This window comes from Pinisolibacter sp. (assembly GCF_036782435.1).
Lineage (GTDB): Bacteria > Pseudomonadota > Alphaproteobacteria > Rhizobiales > Ancalomicrobiaceae > CALBKH01.
In genome coordinates this window covers 12,180-28,395 of the sequence record NZ_DAIPZB010000051.1, presented here as the reverse complement: position 1 = coordinate 28,395, position 16,216 = coordinate 12,180, and the positions used below count along the sequence as shown (strand labels likewise).

Below are 16,216 nucleotides of genomic sequence, written 5' to 3'. Positions count from 1 at the left end.
CACATTCGGACGCCGACGGGAATCGCCGGGCGCGAATTTCAAAACGGCCTCTCAGTCCTCCTCGCCGCCCTCCATCGGCGGCTCGGGGATCACCCAACCCTGCGGTTGGAGGTGTTCCTGCGGCGCGAAGCGGCGCTTGTAGTCCATCTTACGGGCACCTTCGACCCAGTAGCCGAGATAGACGTAAGGAAGGCCGCGCCGCCGCGCCCGCCTGACGTGATCGAGGATCATGAAGGTGCCGAGGCCGCGTCCCTCGATCTCCGGATCGTAGAACGAATAGACCATCGACAATCCGTCGGAGAGGACGTCGGTCAGCGCCGCCGCCATCACCGGTCCGCGCCCGCGCCCGCTGATGCCGCTGTCGGGTCCACGCAGCCGATACTCGACCACCATCGTGTCGACGTGGGTGTCTTCGATCATCATCGAGAAGTCGAGCACCGTCATGTCGGCCATGCCACCGTCGAAATGGCGCGCGTCGAGATAGCGACGGAACAGCGAATACTGTTCGGACGTCGGCATCGGCCCCTGTTCGAGGCCGATCAGGTCCTGGTTGATGCGCAGATTACGCCGGAAGCTCTTCGTCCACAGGAAGTCGTCGACGCGGATGCGCACCGAGACGCAGGCCCGGCAGCCGTCGCAGGCCGGTCGATAGGCGATGTTCTGCGACCGGCGGAACCCGCCTTGAGTGAGGACGTCGTTGAGCCCGCCGGCACGGATGCCGACCAGATGGGTGAAGACCTTGCGCTCCTGCCGTCCCGGCAGATAGGGGCAGTTCGACGGCGCCGTCAGATAGAACTGAGGGGCGTCGACCGGATGCTGTGTCATCTCGCCTCCCCGTGTGTCGCGCCGCTCGGCGCGCCGTCGCTCATCCCGGCCGTCCGTCGGCCGGTTTCCCCGCGTCGAAGGATAGCCACGAAGCCGCGTGTCGAGAAGAGGATCGACGTCGATGCGTCTGCTCGAGTTTCGATCACGGTGAACCGTCGGGCCGGAGCACGACTTTCGCGCGATCGCCGCCGTCACCGGCCGGTGAGCGCCAGCACCCGCCCGTCCATGACGAGAACGCCGGCGACGAGATCCTGGATCGTCTGCCGCCGCGCCGTGAACAGTGCCACGAGATGAACGAGCGGCGTCAGCGTCACCGACAGGCCGTAGAACACCACGACATGGATCAACGCCTTCAGCCCGTCGGGCCGCGGCCCGTCGACCGTGCGCATGGCCAGCCCCATCGCCTTCATCCCCGGCGTCGCCGCCTCCGGGCCGGCGAGTGTCGACACCGTGTAGAGCACGCCGAGGATCGGCCACAGTGCCGGATAGATCAGCCAGGCGAGGCCGAAGGTGGCGAGCCCGAGGAAGAACACCACCACCGCCGCCAAGAGCCACAGCAGCGACACCCCGACGATGTCGAAGAGATAGGCGAGCGCCCGGCGCTTGAGGACGTCCTGGAAGAGATCGGGCTCGAGCGCCGGGTCGTAGACCCACCGTACGGTGATCTGTTGCGTCGGCCGTTCCATGCCCGTCTCTCCTCGTCTCGGTCGTCGCCCACCTGCGGGTACTCCGCGGAGGCCCGGCGATACCGACCCGTCGAAACATGGCGTCGCGCCGATACGCGTTCAAGGGATACACGTTCAAGCAGTGTGGTTTTGCCCCTGCCACAATGGCGGTTGCCGTGATGACACTCCGCTGCCAGTCAGAAATACGTAATTTACGATTTTTAAAGCCCGGCAGTCGAAAGTTGACTTCAAGTAGACAGCTCGAATACTGAGATGGAGAATTTCAGAATGGCCATCGAATTGAAAATGAACGAAATTTCCTCCTTCGTCCGCAAGTCGGGAACGGGGTCGGATTCGGTCGTCGACCTGTGGGCGGAGTGCGAGAAGATCATTCCGGTCGCCCTGACGGAATTCTACGCCGGCCTGTCCGCCGTCCCGGGTTTCCACGACCATCTGACCTCGCCCGAGCAGATCGAACGCTTGAAGAAGGCCCAGGCCGAGCATTGGCGCGGCCTGTTCTCGCCGACGCTCGCCGCCGATGTCGAAAGTCGTTCGACCCGCATCGGCGAGGTCCACGTCAAGATCGGCCTTCCCTCCGGCTGGTACATGGCCGGCTATGCCTTCCTGTTGAAGAAGCTCCTGCCCCACATCGCCAAGCGCCATCGTTTCTCGATGAGCACGCAGGTGGCGATGATGGACAAGCTGATCGAGCGCGTCTTCATCGACATGATCCTCTCCAACACGGCTTACGAGAACCGGATCGATTCCGAGCGCTCCGCCGCCGCCGCCACTGCCGCCGATCTCGGCAACCTGCGCAACGCCGCCGGCATGGTGTCGGACGCCAACGTCACCGCCATCCAGCTCGCCCATCTGACCCGCAACACCCAGATGGTGAATTCGTCGAGCCAGTCGATTTCCGCCGCCGCCGCCGAACTCGTCGCGTCCGTCGAAGAGATCGCCCGCTCTTCCGCCAGCGCTTCGCACGATGCCGAGGAGACCGATGCGACGGTGAGCTTCGGCCGCAACGCCGTCGAAGAGGTGAGCAACGCGATCGCCAACATCGCCGATGCGGTCGCCGAGACCGCCGCCAACGTCGACGAACTCGCCAAGGCCTCCGATCAGATCGGCCAGATCCTGACCGTCATCGAGGGGATCGCCGGCCAGACCAATCTCCTTGCCCTCAATGCGACCATCGAGGCGGCGCGCGCCGGCGAGGCCGGCAAGGGCTTCGCCGTGGTGGCGACGGAGGTCAAGAACCTCGCCGGCCAGACGGCGCGTTCGACCGAGGACATCAACCACCGCATCGCCGCCCTGCGCACCGGCATGAGCGATATCCTGACGACCATGGAGCGCTCGACCACCGCGGTCGGCGAGGGGCGGACCGCCATCGCCCGCGCCGCCGAGACCATGGAGACCATCTCCGGCCAGGTCGACAACGTCACCCGCAAGATGGTCGAGATCTCCGCCGTCCTCTCCCAACAGAAGCATGCTTCCGCCGAGATCGCCGAGAGCGTCACCAAGGTCGCCGGCGTCGCCGAGACCAACGAGACCGTCCTGCATTCGATGGCCGAGAAGATCCAGTCGAACAACGATCGTTTCGGCGCCATGGCCAAGAACTGGTTTCACGCCGACTCCGATCGCTCGCTGTGCGAGATGGCCAAGATCGACCACGTCTTCTTCAAGAAGCGGGTGGTCGACACCGTCGTCGGCCGCGACGGTTGGAAGGCCGAGGAGGTTCCCGATCATCATCACTGCCGGCTCGGCAAGTGGTACGACGCGCTCCAGAAGCCGGAGTACAAGGCGATCCCCGCCTATGCGCGTCTGGTCGAGCCGCATCAGCGCGTCCATGCCGCCGGCAAGGCGGCGCTGGCCGCCCACGCCGCCGGCAAGAACGAAGAAGCCTATGCCGCGATGGACAAGCTCAACGACGCCAGCGTCGAGGTTCTGACGCTGCTCGAGGAGCTTTCGATCGGCATCGGCGAGATCGAGCGCGGTCACGATCGTCGCGAGGACGGCCGCGAACAGGTGACGATGTCGGCCGAGATGACCATCGGCAGCGAAACCCGAAAGGTGAAGGTGACCGATCTCTCCGCCGGCGGCGCCCGCATCGAAGGCCTGCGCTCGCACGAGGTCGGCCAGACCCTGCGGCTGCGCCTCGCCGACGGCCGCCACTGCTCCGCCTGCGCCACCTGGGTCGAAGGCAACAAGGGCGGCGTCCGCTTCCTCGCCGAAGCCGCCGAGTGATACCGAGTTGACGAAGTTTCGACCTTTTCGAAACATCGTCGGCGAAGGCAAGCCCGAACGGGGGCGTCGGCCGGCCAGGCCGTGACGCTCATGAAACTCGGACGAGTCCGAATTTCATGAGCCGAGTATGAGGTTCCACGACGGGTGTGAGGCCGCGCCTCACATCGGAGCTTCCGGCCGCTCCAGCCGTTCCACCACGTAGTCGAGCGCTTCCAGCGCCGCGATGATCTCCTGCGCGTGCGCCCCGTCGCGGGTCTCGAACACCACGTCGAGGGTGGCGCCCTTGGCCGGCACCTTGAGGAAGGTGCGGTGGTGCTCGACCTCGAGGATGTTGGCGCCGAGCCGGCCGAGGATGGTGGTGATCTCGCCGAGCACGCCCGGCCGATCCGGGATGATCAGCCGGATGCCGACGATCTTCTCCTCGCGCGCCAGCTCGCGCACCATGATCGAGGAGAGAATGCGTGGGTCGATGTTGCCGCCCGAGAGAATGAGCCCGACCGAGCGCGAACGGAACCGTTCCGGCGCGGTCAGGAGCGCGGCGAGCGCCGCCCCGGCCGCGCCCTCGGCCATGGTCTTCTGCAGCGTCAGATAGAGGTTCACCGCCCGTTCGATGTCGGCCTCGTCGACCAGGATCAGGTCGTCGAGCAGTCGCCGGGCGATCTCCAGCGTCCGCCGTCCGACCCGCCGCACGGCGATGCCCTCGGCGAGGGTGGTACCGCCGGCATGGACCGGCAGGTCCTTCAACTCCGCCCACATCGACGGATAGAGCCGGGTCTCGACTCCGACGATCTCGATGCGCGGCGAAATCGCCTTGGCCGCCACCGCGATGCCGCCGGCGAGCCCGCCGCCGCCGATCGGCACGACGATCACGTCGAGATCCGGCTTCACCTCGAGCATCTCCAGCGCCACCGTGCCCTGGCCGCGAATGACGTGGAAGTCGTCGTAGGGGTGGACGAAGGTCAGCCCGTCGCGCGCCGCCAGCCGTTCCGCCTCGACCTCCGCCTCCGCCACCGTCTCGCCGGAGAGCACGACGTGAGCGCCGAAGCCGCGCGTCGCCGTCACCTTCACGTGCGGCGTCGTCTCCGGCATGACGATGGTCGAGGGGATGCCGAGCCGCGTCGCGTGATAGGCGACCGCCTGGGCGTGGTTGCCGGCCGACATGGCGATGACGCCGCGCCGGCGCTCCTCTTCCGTGAGGGAGAGGAGCTTCACCAGCGCGCCGCGTTCCTTGAAGGCGTTGGTGACCTGCAGGTTCTCGTATTTGACCCAGACGTCGGCCCCGGTCAGCGCCGAGAGCCGCGGCGCCGGCAGGAACGGCGTCTTCATCACCGCCCCGGCGATCGTCTCCGCCGCCTCCCGCACGTCGGCGAGAAGAGGCGGTCGGAGTTCGACGGCGGTGGTCATGTTCGGCCCCTGAGCGCGAGAAGAGGCCGATGGTCTAGCCGAAAGTCGGGGAGGAGGCGAGGGGCTGCCTCGCCGGTCCCGATCACTTCCCTTCGAGGAAGCGGATGATGCCGGAGAAGTCGACACCCGCGTTGCCGGCATCGACGAAGCGCTGGTAGAGCGCCGCCGCGTCGGCGCCGAGCGGCGTCGTCTGGCCGGCGGAGGCCGCCACGTCCTGGGCGAGCTTGAGGTCCTTCAGCATCATCGCCGCGGCGAAGCCGGGGGCGTAGTCGCGGTTGGCCGGCGAGGTCGGCACCGGACCCGGCACCGGGCAGTAGCTCGTCAGCGACCAGCACTGTCCCGAGGCGGTCGAGGAGATGTCGAAGAGCTTCTGCTCGTCGAGGCCGAGTTTGCGGGCGAGCGCGAAGCCCTCGCACACCGCGATCATCGAGATGCCGAGGATCATGTTGTTGCAGATCTTGGCCGCCTGACCGGCGCCGGCGTCGCCGGCATGGACGATGGTCTTGCCCATCTTGTCGAGGAACGGCTTGGCCGCCTCGAAGCCCGCCGCGGTGCCGCCGACCATGAAGGTGAGGGTGCCCGCCGCCGCGCCGCCGGTGCCGCCGGAGACCGGCGCATCGACGAAGACGAAGCCCTTGTCGACGCCGAGCTTCGCCACGCCGCGTGCCGTGTCGACGGCGATGGTCGACGAGTCGATGCACAGTGTGCCCGGGCCCGCATGGGCGAAGACGCCGTCGGCGCCGCCGTAGACCGCCTCGACGTGACGCCCTTCGGGCAGCATCGACACCACGACCTCGGCGCCGGCAACCGCCTCGGCCACCGTCTTCGCCGACTTGCCGCCGGCGGCGAGGAAGCGCGCCACGCTGTCGGCCGAAAGGTCGAAGCCGGTCACGGTGTGGCCCGCCTTCACCAGATTGGCCGCCATCGGCCCGCCCATGTTGCCGAGCCCGATGAATGCGATCGTCGCCATGTCGTCCTCCCAGATCGACCCGTCGTGGGTCCGTTTCGTCTCGTGTCTCGCGGTTCGGCGCCGGCCGAGGGCCTCAGGCGGGATCGGTCCGCCGCCGCCGCTTCCTGGATTCCCGATCGGCGCGCTCCGCCAGGAAGAACAGCGCCAGATAGATCACCACCGAGACCACCTGGACGATGGTCCACGGCCCGGTCCAGCCGAAGATCCCGGCATAGCCGGTGTGGATGATGACCCGGGCGAAGGTCACCACCAGCCAGGTGGCGGTGCCCCAGGTCGAGCCGAGCCACAGCCCGACGGCGGCGACGGGATCGAAGGCGGCGAAGAACAGGGTCGCGCCCTGCCGCGGCAGATTGGTGCGCTGGCCGCCGTCGAGCGACGGCACCAGCCCGATGATCGCCGCCCATTCCCAGATCGCCCAGCCGAGGAAGGCGAGCGACATCACCTTCAGATAGAGGTCGTGCGCCGTGCGCCAGCGCGGCCGCACCGGTTCGGGCGGGGCGGGCGGTTGCGCTGCGACGATCGATTCGATCCGTGCCATGGGTCGGTTCGGGCCTTCCGTTCACCCGGCCGCGAAGACGAGGTCGCCGCCGGCCGGCACCTTGGTGAAATGCGCCTCGATCGCACCCGGTGCGATCGCCTCGAACGTCGCCGGCCGCCAGTCGGGGGCGTTGTCGCGGTCGATCAACACCGACCGCACCCCTTCGTAGAAGTCGTGCTCCTCGAGGATGCGGCTGACGATGCGGAACTCGATCCGCATGCACTCCTCGAAGGAGAGAGAACCGCCGATCCGGACCTGACACAAGGCGATCGCCATCGAGGTCGGCGATTTCCCCCGCATCCCCGCCGCGGTCGCCTGTGCCCAGGCCGCGTCGGCGCCGCTCTCCGCCTCGAGCCGCGCGACGATCGCCGCCGCGTCGTCACCGGCGAAGAGCCGGTCGATCGCGCTTCGCAACGCCGCGATCGGTGCTTCGCCCGGATCGCTGTGGAAGGCGGCCGCGACCGGCGCCGGTTCGTCGGTCTCGCACAGCGCGGCGAGAAGATCGACCATGCGGGCGGACGGCACGTGATGGGTGAGGAAGCCGACGTGCAGGCAGTCGGCCACCTTCAGCCGCGCCCCGGTCATGGCGGCATAGGCGCCGGTCTCGCCGGGCATGCGGGAGAGCATGTGGGTGCCGCCGACGTCGGGGAAGAAGCCGATCGCCACCTCCGGCATGGCGAACAGGATCTTCTCCGAGCCGATCCTGAGCATTCCGTGCGCCGACAGCCCGACGCCGCCACCCATGCAGATGCCGTCGATCAGCGACGTGAACGGCTTGGGGTAGCGGTGGATGGTGCGGTCGAGGATGTATTCGTCGTGGAAGAAGTCGGTGAGATGCGGATCGCCGGCCTTGCCCATGTCGTGGATGCGGCGGATGTCGCCGCCGGCGCAGAAGGCCTTCTCGCTCGCCGAGGTCAGCACCACATGGGCGATCGCCGGATCTCCGGCCCAGTCGTCGAGCTGCCGCTGCATCGCCTCGACCATGGAAAGCGTCAACGCGTTCAGCGCCTTCGGCCGGTCGAGGATCACCACGCCGGCCTGGCCGCGCCTCTCGAAACGGATCTCGTCGGTGGAATGGTCGGTCATGCGGGCTCCGGACGAAAGGAAGGGACGGGGGAGGGGGCGTCAGTCCTCCAGCAGGTCACGCGACACGATCAGCCGCATCACCTCGTTGGTCCCCTCGAGGATGCGGTGGACGCGGGTGTCGCGCAGGAACCGCTCGATCTCGTAATCGGCGAGATAGCCGTAGCCGCCGTGCAGCTGCATCGCCTCGTCGATGATCTGGAAACACACGTCGGTGGCGTAGCGCTTGGCCATGGCGCAAGCGCGGGTGACGCGGCGGTCGGTGCCCTTCGGGTCCTTGGCCGACAGCATCCAGGCCGCCTTGTGCACCATCAGTCGCGCCGCCTCGAGCTCGGTCGCCATGTCGGCGATGCGGAAACGCAGCGCCTGGAAGTCGCCGATCGGCTTGCCGAACTGCTTGCGCTCCTTGACGTAACGAATCGTCCGGTCGAGACATTCCGCCGCCGCGCCGAGCGAGCAGGCGGCGATGTTGAGCCGTCCGCCGTCGAGCCCGGCCATGGCGATCTTGAAGCCCTCGCCCTCCTCGCCGAGGCGATTGGCGACCGGCACGCGGCAACCGTCGAAGATGACGGCGGCGGTGGGCTGGCTCTTCCAGCCCATCTTCTTCTCCTGCGCCCCGAAGGAGAGACCGGGCGCGTCCTTCTCGACGACGATCGCCGAGATGCCCTTCGGCCCCGCCCCGCCGGTCCGCGCCATGACGACGTAGACGTCCGACGCCCCGCCGCCCGAGATGAAGGCCTTCGAGCCGGTGAGCACATAGTCGTCGCCGTCGCGTACCGCTTTGGTCGAGAGCGCCGCGGCGTCCGACCCGGCGCCCGGCTCGGTCAGGCAGTAGGAGGCGAAAGTGGTCATGGCGCAGAGATCCGGCAGCCACTTCGCCCGCTGCTCGGCGTCGCCCCAGGTGTCGATCATCCACGCCGCCATGTTGTGGATGGAGACATAGGCGGTGGTCGAGGTGCAGCCGCGCGCCAGCTCCTCCATGATCACCGCCGCATCGAGGCGCGTCAGCCCCGAGCCGCCGACGTCGTCGCCGACATAGATGCCGGCGAAGCCGAGCGAGGCGGCATGCCTCAGCGTCTCGGCCGGAAAGGTCGAGTGCGCGTCCCATTCGGCCGCATGCGGCGCGAACTCGTCGCGCGCGAACTGGGCGGCGACGTCCTTGAAGGCGGAGGTTTCTTCGGAGAGTTCGAAGTCCATGGGCTCCCCCCGGGCGATCTCGTCGGCGCGTCGTGTGCGTCCCCTCGAGGAGAGCCCGCGCCGGGCGCTCTTGGTTCGGCGCCGCGTTCATCGAGGAGTAGTGAGCCCTCACCCCCCCGTCAATCGCCGCCGATGCGCGTCGACTTGTGGCGAAATGCACATGGTTTTGACGATGGGAGGGGAACACGGAGGTGATATGCGCTTGGGGGAGCCGTGCCGGCGGCCGGTTTCGGCGACGCGCTCTCACCCCGAAGAGGGATCTCGGACCCCGCCCCGAACTCCCCTTCTCCCGTGAGGGGAGAAGGACGGGGCTGTCCGCGGCCGATCCGACGACGGGGTCGCGCCTCGGTGCGAAGGAATCGGCCGGCGCTCACCGCCGTCCCTGCTGCGCCTCCATGTAGCGACGCAGCACAGCGTTCATCCTCGTCTGGTAGCCGCGGCCCTGCGCCTTGAACCAGGCGACGACGTCGGCATCGAACTTGGCGTTGACCGGCACCTTGGCCGGCGGCAGGCCGACGGTGGCATGCGCCCAATGATCGTCGTCGGCCGGCGGATTCTCGGCATCGGCCGTCGCCGCCGCCTCGATCGCCTCGTCGGACATAGCCCGGAGCCGCACCCAGTCGGTGCGGCCCTTACGGGGAGTGCTGTTCACGGGCTCGGGCATGGATCGCCCTTTCCTTGCGATTGGCGAGGCGCGCCGTCACGACGTGTTACTTGCCGCGCCGCGCCGCGGAGTGAAAGTGATGGCGAGAACGACGCCCTCGTGGCTCGCCAGCATGTTGAAGCGAGCCTCCCCATAGTCCCGCCGCCGGTCCTCGACCACGACGGCCCCAGGGTCGGCGAAGAACGGTTCGAGATCGGCGAAGTCGATGCCGCGCATCTCCCACACCAGATCCTGCTTCGCATCGGTCCACGAACAGGTGTCGTTCTCACCCATGATCGAGATGTAGATTAAAATGTAGATTTCAGCAAGCAGTGCGAACCGCACCGCCCTCCTCACCCTTCGGTGATCGCCCCCATCGTGACCTCGCCCCCGCCCGCGTGCTAATCACCTCGGCGACGGGGCCGCCCACGAGCCCTCGGGGGAACGACGGAAATCATGAGCGAGAAGCACATCGAGGCCGGGCGCCTCGCCGCCGACATGGGCACCATCCTCTCCGGCCGGCGCATGCGCCGCAATCGCCGCACCGACTGGTCGCGCCGCATGGTGCGCGAGACCCATCTCACGGTCGACGATCTGATCTGGCCGATCTTCGTCCTCGACGGCGAGAACCGTCGCGAGGCGGTCGCATCGATGCCCGGCGTCGAGCGCGTCTCGGTCGATCTCGCGGTGCGCGAGGCGGAGCGTGCGGCCAAGCTCGGCATCCCCGCGCTGGCGCTCTTCCCCTACACCGATCCGGACCTGCGCGACGACTCCGGCTCCGAGGCGCTCAACCCGGAGAACCTGATCTGCCGCGCCTGCCGGGCGATCAAGGCGCACGTGCCGGAGATCGGCCTGATCACCGACGTGGCGCTCGATCCCTACACCTCCCACGGCCACGACGGCCTGATGGAAGGCGACGAGATCATCAACGACGCCACCGTCGCCCGCCTCGTCGCCCAGGCGCTGACCCAGGCCGAGGCCGGCGCCGACATGATCGCGCCCTCCGACATGATGGACGGCCGTATCGGCGCCATCCGCCGCGGCCTCGACGCCCACGGCTTCGACGCGGTGCAGATCATGGCCTACTCGGCCAAGTACGCTTCGGCCTTCTACGGGCCGTTCCGCGACGCCGTCGGCACCAACAAGACGCTGCGCGGCGACAAGCGCACCTATCAGATGGACCCGGCCAACACCGAGGAAGCCATCCGCGAAGCCGCCCTCGACATCGAGGAGGGCGCCGACATGGTGATGGTCAAACCGGGCATGCCCTATCTCGACATCGTCCGCCGCATCAAGGACGCTTTCGGCGTACCGACCTTCGCCTATCAGGTGTCGGGCGAGTTCGCGATGATCGAGGCGGCGGCCGCGAACGGCTGGCTCGACGGCGACCGCGCCATGATGGAGAGCCTGATGGCCTTCAAGCGCGCCGGTGCCGACGGCGTGCTGACCTATTTCGCGCCCCGCATCGCCGAGAAGTTGAAGGCGGAAGGCTGAGCCATGATCGGGCCGCGGCGGGATCTCTCGGCAGAGGGTTCCCCGGCGCGGCCGCGCGGGGAGGACGGGGGCGCACCCCGGGTCATGGCGTTCGTTTCGGCGGCCGACGCGTCGTCTCCTCACCGACGTCGATGGTTGCCGCCCCGCCGCATCTCCCCCTCCCTGTCCCTCCCCCTCGACGGGGGAGGGGACGACGAGGCGATGCCGTCCGCACCCTGCCGTCCGCCGCCGCACGGTGATGTCGGGACGAAGATCCTCTCCGCGGGGTTCCCTCCCTCCTCGAGGGGGAGGGACAGGGAGGGGGGGCTCGGCGCATCGTCGCGCCGCAAAGCGCCGGATCGGCGTCTCCGTCGGACGACCGCTCCGTTTCGCGCTCTCGGTGTCGCACTCCTCTTCCTTCTCCTGCCGATCCTCGCCGCCTGCGCCATGGTCGATCCGCTGACGCGCGAGATCTGCGTCTCGGTGCTGCCGGCGCTCGAGGCCGACGACGCCCGCATCACCGTCCTGGCGATCGATCCCGATCCGGCGAGGGCGGAGAACGTCCGCATCTCATACCGCGTCGAGGATGCTCGCGGGTCGCGCCGCACCTTCCTCGTCTGCGCCTTCGGTCCCGATCCCGCCACCGGCGACACCCGCGCCCTGATCGGCCTGCGCAATCACCATGGCGAGATGAGCGACGCCCGCTTCTACATGCTGCGCCGGTTCTGGCTCGCCGATCCGGCGACCGTCGCGGAGGCGGCGAGCCGGGTGCGCATCGAGCCGACGGCGCTGCCGCACGGCCTCGCCACCTTATCGGCCGGGCCGGCGCGGATCCTCCAGGGCGTGGTCGACGCCACCGCTCCGGCCGCGCTCTATGCGCTGCTGGCGCTCGCCTGCGCCCTGATCTGGGGTCTCGTCGGCCGCATCGTCTTCGTCTTCGGCGATGTCGCCATGCTCGGGGCCTACGGCGCCCTGATCGGCGCTTTGACGGGGCAGGCGTTCGGCGCCGCCGCCGCCGGCCCGATCGTCGTTCTCGGTGTGCTCGTCGCGGTGGCGGTCGGCGCCTCGTGGGGGGCGATGCTCGGGCGCGCCGTCTTCCGCCCGCTCGCCTTCCGCGCCGCCCAGCCGCTGTTGATCGCCACCGTCGGCCTGTCGCTCGCCCTCCAGGAGTTCGTGGCACGGGCTCAGGGCGCGCGCGAACGTTTCCTCGAACCGCTGTTCAACCATCCGCTCCTCGTCGCCGATGGTCCCTTCACCGTCGCGGTGACGCCGATGCGCCTCCTCGTCGTCGCCGCGACCCTCGCCGCGGTCGTCTCGGTCCTCGTCATCTTCCCGCGCACCGGTGTCGGCCGCGCTTGGCGGGCGGTCTCCGACGACGCCTTCATGGCCCGCCTCCTCGGCATCGATCCGGCGCGCGTCCTGACCGTCACCTTCGCCCTCGCCGCGATGCTCGCCGCCCTCGCCGGATCGATCCTGACGCTCGCCTACGGCGGCACCTCTTTCCACATGGGCACCATGCTCGGCCTCAAGGCGGTGGTGGCGGCGGTGGTCGGCGGTATCGGCTCGCTGCCCGGCGCGGTGCTCGGCGGCCTTCTGGTCGGCGCGATGGAGACCGCGTGGTCGACCGTCTTCGGCATCGAATGGCGCGACACCGCGGTCCTGTCGCTCCTCGTCGTCTTCCTGATCTTCCGCCCCGCCGGCCTCCTCGGGTTGCCCGAGCCGCCCGGCCCGCGCGATCGCCACGGCTGATTTCCGCGCTCCGATAGGGTCGGCAGAGTCCTGGCGAAAATGGTGGACGGAAGATGAATCGTATTCGATCGAATAGATTCAGAGGATATTCAGCAATTTATCCGGCTATCCCGCTTTACGGAAATTTCATGATGCAATTTAAGCCGATTTTAGATTCGTATCCGTACATTCTGCAGACGAAAAGGCGAGAAAAAGCCGCAGTAGATATAACGAATACAGTGAGGCGTATCGCAATGAACAGCGTCATGAAGGCCGCCGACCATGGTGTCCGCAGCGAGGAGCAGGAAGGCATCCGCCCGCTCTACCTCGAAGCCCTGACCCTCGTCGAACGGCTGCATCGCCGTCTGCTCGACGTCATCAAGGACGAATTCGACCGCGTCGGCCGCGACGACGTCAACTCCGTGCAGGCTCTGCTGCTGTTCAACATCGGCGGCGCCGAGTTGACGGCCGGTGAGCTGCGCACCCGCGGCTACTATCTCGGCTCCAACGTCTCCTACAATCTGAAGAAGCTGGTCGAAGGCGGCTACGTCAAGCACGAGCGCTCGCGCATCGACCGTCGTTCGGTCCGCGTCAGCCTCACCGACAAGGGTCGTGAGGTCGCCACCATCGTCGATCGCCTCTACGAGCGCCAGCTGCGTTCGATCGAGCAGGTCGGCGGCATCGGCGCCGTCGATTTCAAGACGCTGAACAAGTCGCTGCAGCGTCTCGAGCGTTTCTGGACCGACCAGATCCTCTATCGCCTCTGAGAGGACGCGTTCCGAAGAACGCTTCCCGATCATTCGAATTCCTCCGCGAAAGTCGCGAACTGGGGCCGAGCAATCGGCCCCTTCTGCGTTTCCGCGCCTCTCGCCGCGACGGCGCGGGACGCGCCTCCGCGCACCTCTCCTGCGCGCCGCCCCTTGCGGCGGAGGGCGGGTGTGGGTCACACAGGGCACCCCGCCCCCCCGGAGCGCCCGCCGCATGTCATCGACGTCTCCTCTCCACGCCGTGTCGAGCGGCCTGCTGGTCGCGATCGTCGGCTTCGCCTCGTCGACGGCGATCGTCGTCAAGGGGCTCGAGGCGGCCGGCGCGAACGCCGCCGAGATCACCTCCGGTCTGCTGGCGGTCTCCGTCGCCATGGGCGTGCTCGGCATCGGTCTCGGCCTCGCCACCCGCATGCCGATCTCGATCGCCTGGACGACGCCCGGCATGGCGCTGCTCGCCACCACCGGGGTCGTCCCCGGCGGCTTCCCGGCGGTCACCGGCGCCTTCCTGGTGACGGGGCTGCTCATCGTCGCCGCCGGCCTGTTCGAGCCGCTCGGCCGCGCCGTCGCGGCGATCCCCAAGCCGATCGCCGCCGCCATGCTCGCCGGCGTGTTGATGAAGCTCTGCCTCGCCCCCTTCGTGGCGCTCTCCCGGTTGCCGGTCGCCGCCGCGGTGGTGCTCGCCACCTGGCTGGTGCTGTTCCGCTTCGCCAGATTGTGGGCGGCGCCCGGCGCGGCGGCGGTGGCGCTCGGTTTCATCCTCGTCGCCGACGGCGGCGGCGGGCCGATCGCCTTCACCCTGCCGGTGCCGGTCTGGGTGACCCCGGTGTTCGAGCCGCAGGCGCTGATCTCAGTCGCGCTGCCGCTCTTCCTCGTCACCATGGCGTCGCAGAACATCCCCGGCTACGCGGTGCTCGGCACCTACGGCTATCGCCCGCCGTTCCGCCCGCTCCTGATCGCCACCGGTCTCGCCTCGGCTCTGACCGCGCCGCTCGGTGCGCCGACGTCCAATCTCGCCGCCATCACCGCCGCCCTCTGCGCCGGCCCCGACGCCGATCCCGATCCGGCGCGGCGCTGGCGCGTCGCCGTGGCGGCGGGCGTGATCTACATCGGCTTCGGTCTCCTCGCCGCGGTCCTCGTCGGGCTCGTCACCCGCTCGTCGCCGCTCCTCGTCGAAGCCGCCGCCGGACTGGCGCTTCTCGGCGCGCTCGGGGCGTCGCTGCAAGGCGCGGTGGCCGATGAGGCGGAGAGGGTGCCGGCGCTCCTCACCTTCCTCACCGCCGCCTCCGGCCTCACCGTCGCCGGCATCGGCCCGGCCTTCTGGGGTCTGGTCGTCGGCCTCGTCGTCCACGTCTTCTTGCGAGCCGGCCGCAAACCCGCCTGAACCGTGGTTCGGATGCCCCTGTCCCAACTCTCTGTTCCGTTCGCGAGAAAAGCCCTTCCCCTGCAAGGGCTTCTTCCACGATCCGGAATCGGTGTCGCAGAACGCGGTCCGCCGGATCCCGCCTGACGACCCCGGGCCGTCAGACCCGCCGCAACATCGCCGCGCCCACCAGGGTGACCACCCGACGCGGTGTGAAGCGGACGCTCTGTGCCAGGAGCAGGTTCAGCAGGCCGGGAATGGCGATGCGCCGCCCCCTGACCATGGCGCGATATCCGACCGCCGCCACGGATTCGGACGTCGGCAACCGCTTGCCCTTGACCAGGGCGGAACCGTTCATGTCGGCGGCATCGAAGAAGCCGGTCGCCGTCGCCCCGGGGCACAGCGCCGTGACGGTCACACCGGTGCCCGACAGTTCCTCCGCCAGCGCCTCGCAGTAGCTCAGCACGAAGGCCTTGGTGGCGCCGTAGATCGCCATGTGCGGACAGGGCTGGAACGCCGCGGTCGAGGCCGTCACCAGGATCTTGCCGCGCCGAGCGAGAAGCGTCGGCAGGAACAGCCTCACCAGTGCCACCACCGCGATGGTGTTCAGCTGGATCATCGCCACGTCCTTGGCGAGATCGCCGTCGCGAATGTCGCCGTAGGTCCCCGACCCGGCGTTGGCGACCAACGCATCGACGGCGATGCCGCGCCGCTCGACCTCGGCGTGGAGGGCGTGCGCCCCGTCCACCCCGGCGAGATCGGCGCCGATCGCCGTCGCCGTGACGCCGTGGCGCGCCGCGAGTTCGGCGGCGAGCGCCTCCAGTTTGGCGACGCTGCGCGCCGCCAGCACGACGTTCCAGCCGTCGGCGGCGAAACGATCCGCCAGCGCCCGGCCGATGCCGGAGGAGGCGCCGGTGATCAGCGCGGTCCCGGGGGTCGAGGTCGAAGAGGTCATCGATGTCTCCGAAGCAGTGAGGGAATCGACAGGTCGATCCACCCGTCTACTCTGCGGCTTCTCGGCAACAGCCGCGCCGGACGATGCGAACACGTCTTCGTGAGTCTCGACGGGACCATGAATCGGCCATATTGGAGCGCGACCAAGAACATCGACGCGCAGGGCCAATTCGATCCGAAGTGGCCGTGAGCGCAGTTTGGTGGAGGTGTCCCCGGGACGCCTCCTTCGTGTCTTCGCGGTGCCGGCCGAGTTCGCCCGCACCGCGGGTCGGTCCCGACGATCCGTTCCCAGGGGTTCCGACGCCGGTTTCTGGCGGGCTGCGATCGGCCGTGTGCGATCGGCGAGCCCTCGCGATGGAGACGAG

At 68.5% G+C, this 16,216-nt stretch carries 15 protein-coding genes; 5 read left to right on the top strand and 10 right to left on the bottom strand.

All coding sequences use genetic code 11. The annotated features are described in order from the left end of the window. Positions 1 to 51 precede the first annotated feature (51 nt). Both V7Q42_RS18130 and V7Q42_RS18125 read right to left on the bottom strand, forming a co-directional pair. Positions 52 to 825: an arginyltransferase gene (locus V7Q42_RS18130; RefSeq protein WP_333825559.1), complete on the bottom strand. Its 774-nt coding sequence runs from the start codon at positions 823 to 825 to the stop codon at positions 52 to 54. A gap of 191 nt (positions 826 to 1,016) precedes the next feature. Continuing rightward, positions 1,017 to 1,511, bottom strand: coding sequence for an RDD family protein (locus V7Q42_RS18125; protein ID WP_333825557.1), 495 nt, complete (start codon positions 1,509 to 1,511; stop codon positions 1,017 to 1,019). A gap of 267 nt (positions 1,512 to 1,778) precedes the next feature. On the opposite strand from V7Q42_RS18125, the gene V7Q42_RS18120 reads away from it, so the two are divergent. Beyond that, positions 1,779 to 3,734, top strand: coding sequence for a methyl-accepting chemotaxis protein (locus V7Q42_RS18120; RefSeq protein WP_333825556.1), 1,956 nt, complete (start codon positions 1,779 to 1,781; stop codon positions 3,732 to 3,734). Between the two features lie 159 nt (positions 3,735 to 3,893). Here the strand turns inward: V7Q42_RS18120 and V7Q42_RS18115 are convergent, their stop codons facing one another. The 7 genes from V7Q42_RS18115 to V7Q42_RS18085 form a co-directional block, all read right to left on the bottom strand. Next, positions 3,894 to 5,138, bottom strand: coding sequence for a threonine ammonia-lyase (locus tag V7Q42_RS18115; RefSeq protein ID WP_333825555.1), 1,245 nt, complete (start codon positions 5,136 to 5,138; stop codon positions 3,894 to 3,896). An 82-nt stretch (positions 5,139 to 5,220) separates the two neighbouring features. After that, positions 5,221 to 6,108 (bottom strand): 3-hydroxyisobutyrate dehydrogenase, encoded by an 888-nt coding sequence (gene mmsB, locus V7Q42_RS18110; protein ID WP_333825553.1) that lies wholly within the window; start codon positions 6,106 to 6,108, stop codon positions 5,221 to 5,223. 73 nt (positions 6,109 to 6,181) lie between these two features. Continuing rightward, positions 6,182 to 6,646 (bottom strand): DUF6163 family protein, encoded by a 465-nt coding sequence (locus tag V7Q42_RS18105; protein ID WP_333825551.1) that lies wholly within the window; start codon positions 6,644 to 6,646, stop codon positions 6,182 to 6,184. A 21-nt stretch (positions 6,647 to 6,667) separates the two neighbouring features. Continuing rightward, positions 6,668 to 7,732 (bottom strand): enoyl-CoA hydratase/isomerase family protein, encoded by a 1,065-nt coding sequence (locus V7Q42_RS18100; RefSeq protein WP_333825549.1) that lies wholly within the window; start codon positions 7,730 to 7,732, stop codon positions 6,668 to 6,670. Positions 7,733 to 7,771: 39 nt separating this feature from the next. Further along, a complete protein-coding gene (locus V7Q42_RS18095) occupies positions 7,772 to 8,926 on the bottom strand; it encodes an acyl-CoA dehydrogenase family protein (RefSeq protein WP_333825548.1) in 1,155 nt (384 codons plus the stop codon). A 370-nt stretch (positions 8,927 to 9,296) separates the two neighbouring features. Further along, entirely contained in the window at positions 9,297 to 9,590 is a 294-nt protein-coding gene (locus V7Q42_RS18090) for a BrnA antitoxin family protein (protein WP_333825546.1), read from the bottom strand. Between the two features lie 36 nt (positions 9,591 to 9,626). Continuing rightward, positions 9,627 to 9,914, bottom strand: a complete 288-nt coding sequence (locus V7Q42_RS18085; RefSeq protein WP_333825544.1) for a BrnT family toxin — start codon at positions 9,912 to 9,914, stop codon at positions 9,627 to 9,629. Positions 9,915 to 10,067: 153 nt separating this feature from the next. Here V7Q42_RS18085 and hemB point away from each other — a divergent pair, with 153 nt between their 5' ends. From hemB to V7Q42_RS18065, 4 genes are all read left to right on the top strand, one after another. Further along, the gene (gene hemB / locus V7Q42_RS18080; RefSeq protein WP_333825561.1) at positions 10,068 to 11,063 is read left to right on the top strand and encodes a porphobilinogen synthase; all 996 of its coding nucleotides are present in this window, start codon (positions 10,068 to 10,070) and stop codon (positions 11,061 to 11,063) included. A 426-nt stretch (positions 11,064 to 11,489) separates the two neighbouring features. Continuing rightward, positions 11,490 to 12,791, top strand: a complete 1,302-nt coding sequence (locus V7Q42_RS18075) for a branched-chain amino acid ABC transporter permease (protein WP_333825541.1) — start codon at positions 11,490 to 11,492, stop codon at positions 12,789 to 12,791. A 233-nt stretch (positions 12,792 to 13,024) separates the two neighbouring features. Then, the gene (ldtR, locus tag V7Q42_RS18070; protein WP_333825540.1) at positions 13,025 to 13,537 is read left to right on the top strand and encodes a transcriptional regulator LdtR; all 513 of its coding nucleotides are present in this window, start codon (positions 13,025 to 13,027) and stop codon (positions 13,535 to 13,537) included. Between the two features lie 214 nt (positions 13,538 to 13,751). Then, positions 13,752 to 14,918: a benzoate/H(+) symporter BenE family transporter gene (locus V7Q42_RS18065; RefSeq protein ID WP_333825539.1), complete on the top strand. Its 1,167-nt coding sequence runs from the start codon at positions 13,752 to 13,754 to the stop codon at positions 14,916 to 14,918. Positions 14,919 to 15,057: 139 nt separating this feature from the next. Here the strand turns inward: V7Q42_RS18065 and V7Q42_RS18060 are convergent, their stop codons facing one another. Further along, the gene (locus V7Q42_RS18060; RefSeq protein WP_333825537.1) at positions 15,058 to 15,852 is read right to left on the bottom strand and encodes an SDR family NAD(P)-dependent oxidoreductase; all 795 of its coding nucleotides are present in this window, start codon (positions 15,850 to 15,852) and stop codon (positions 15,058 to 15,060) included. Positions 15,853 to 16,216: the final 364 nt, after the last annotated feature.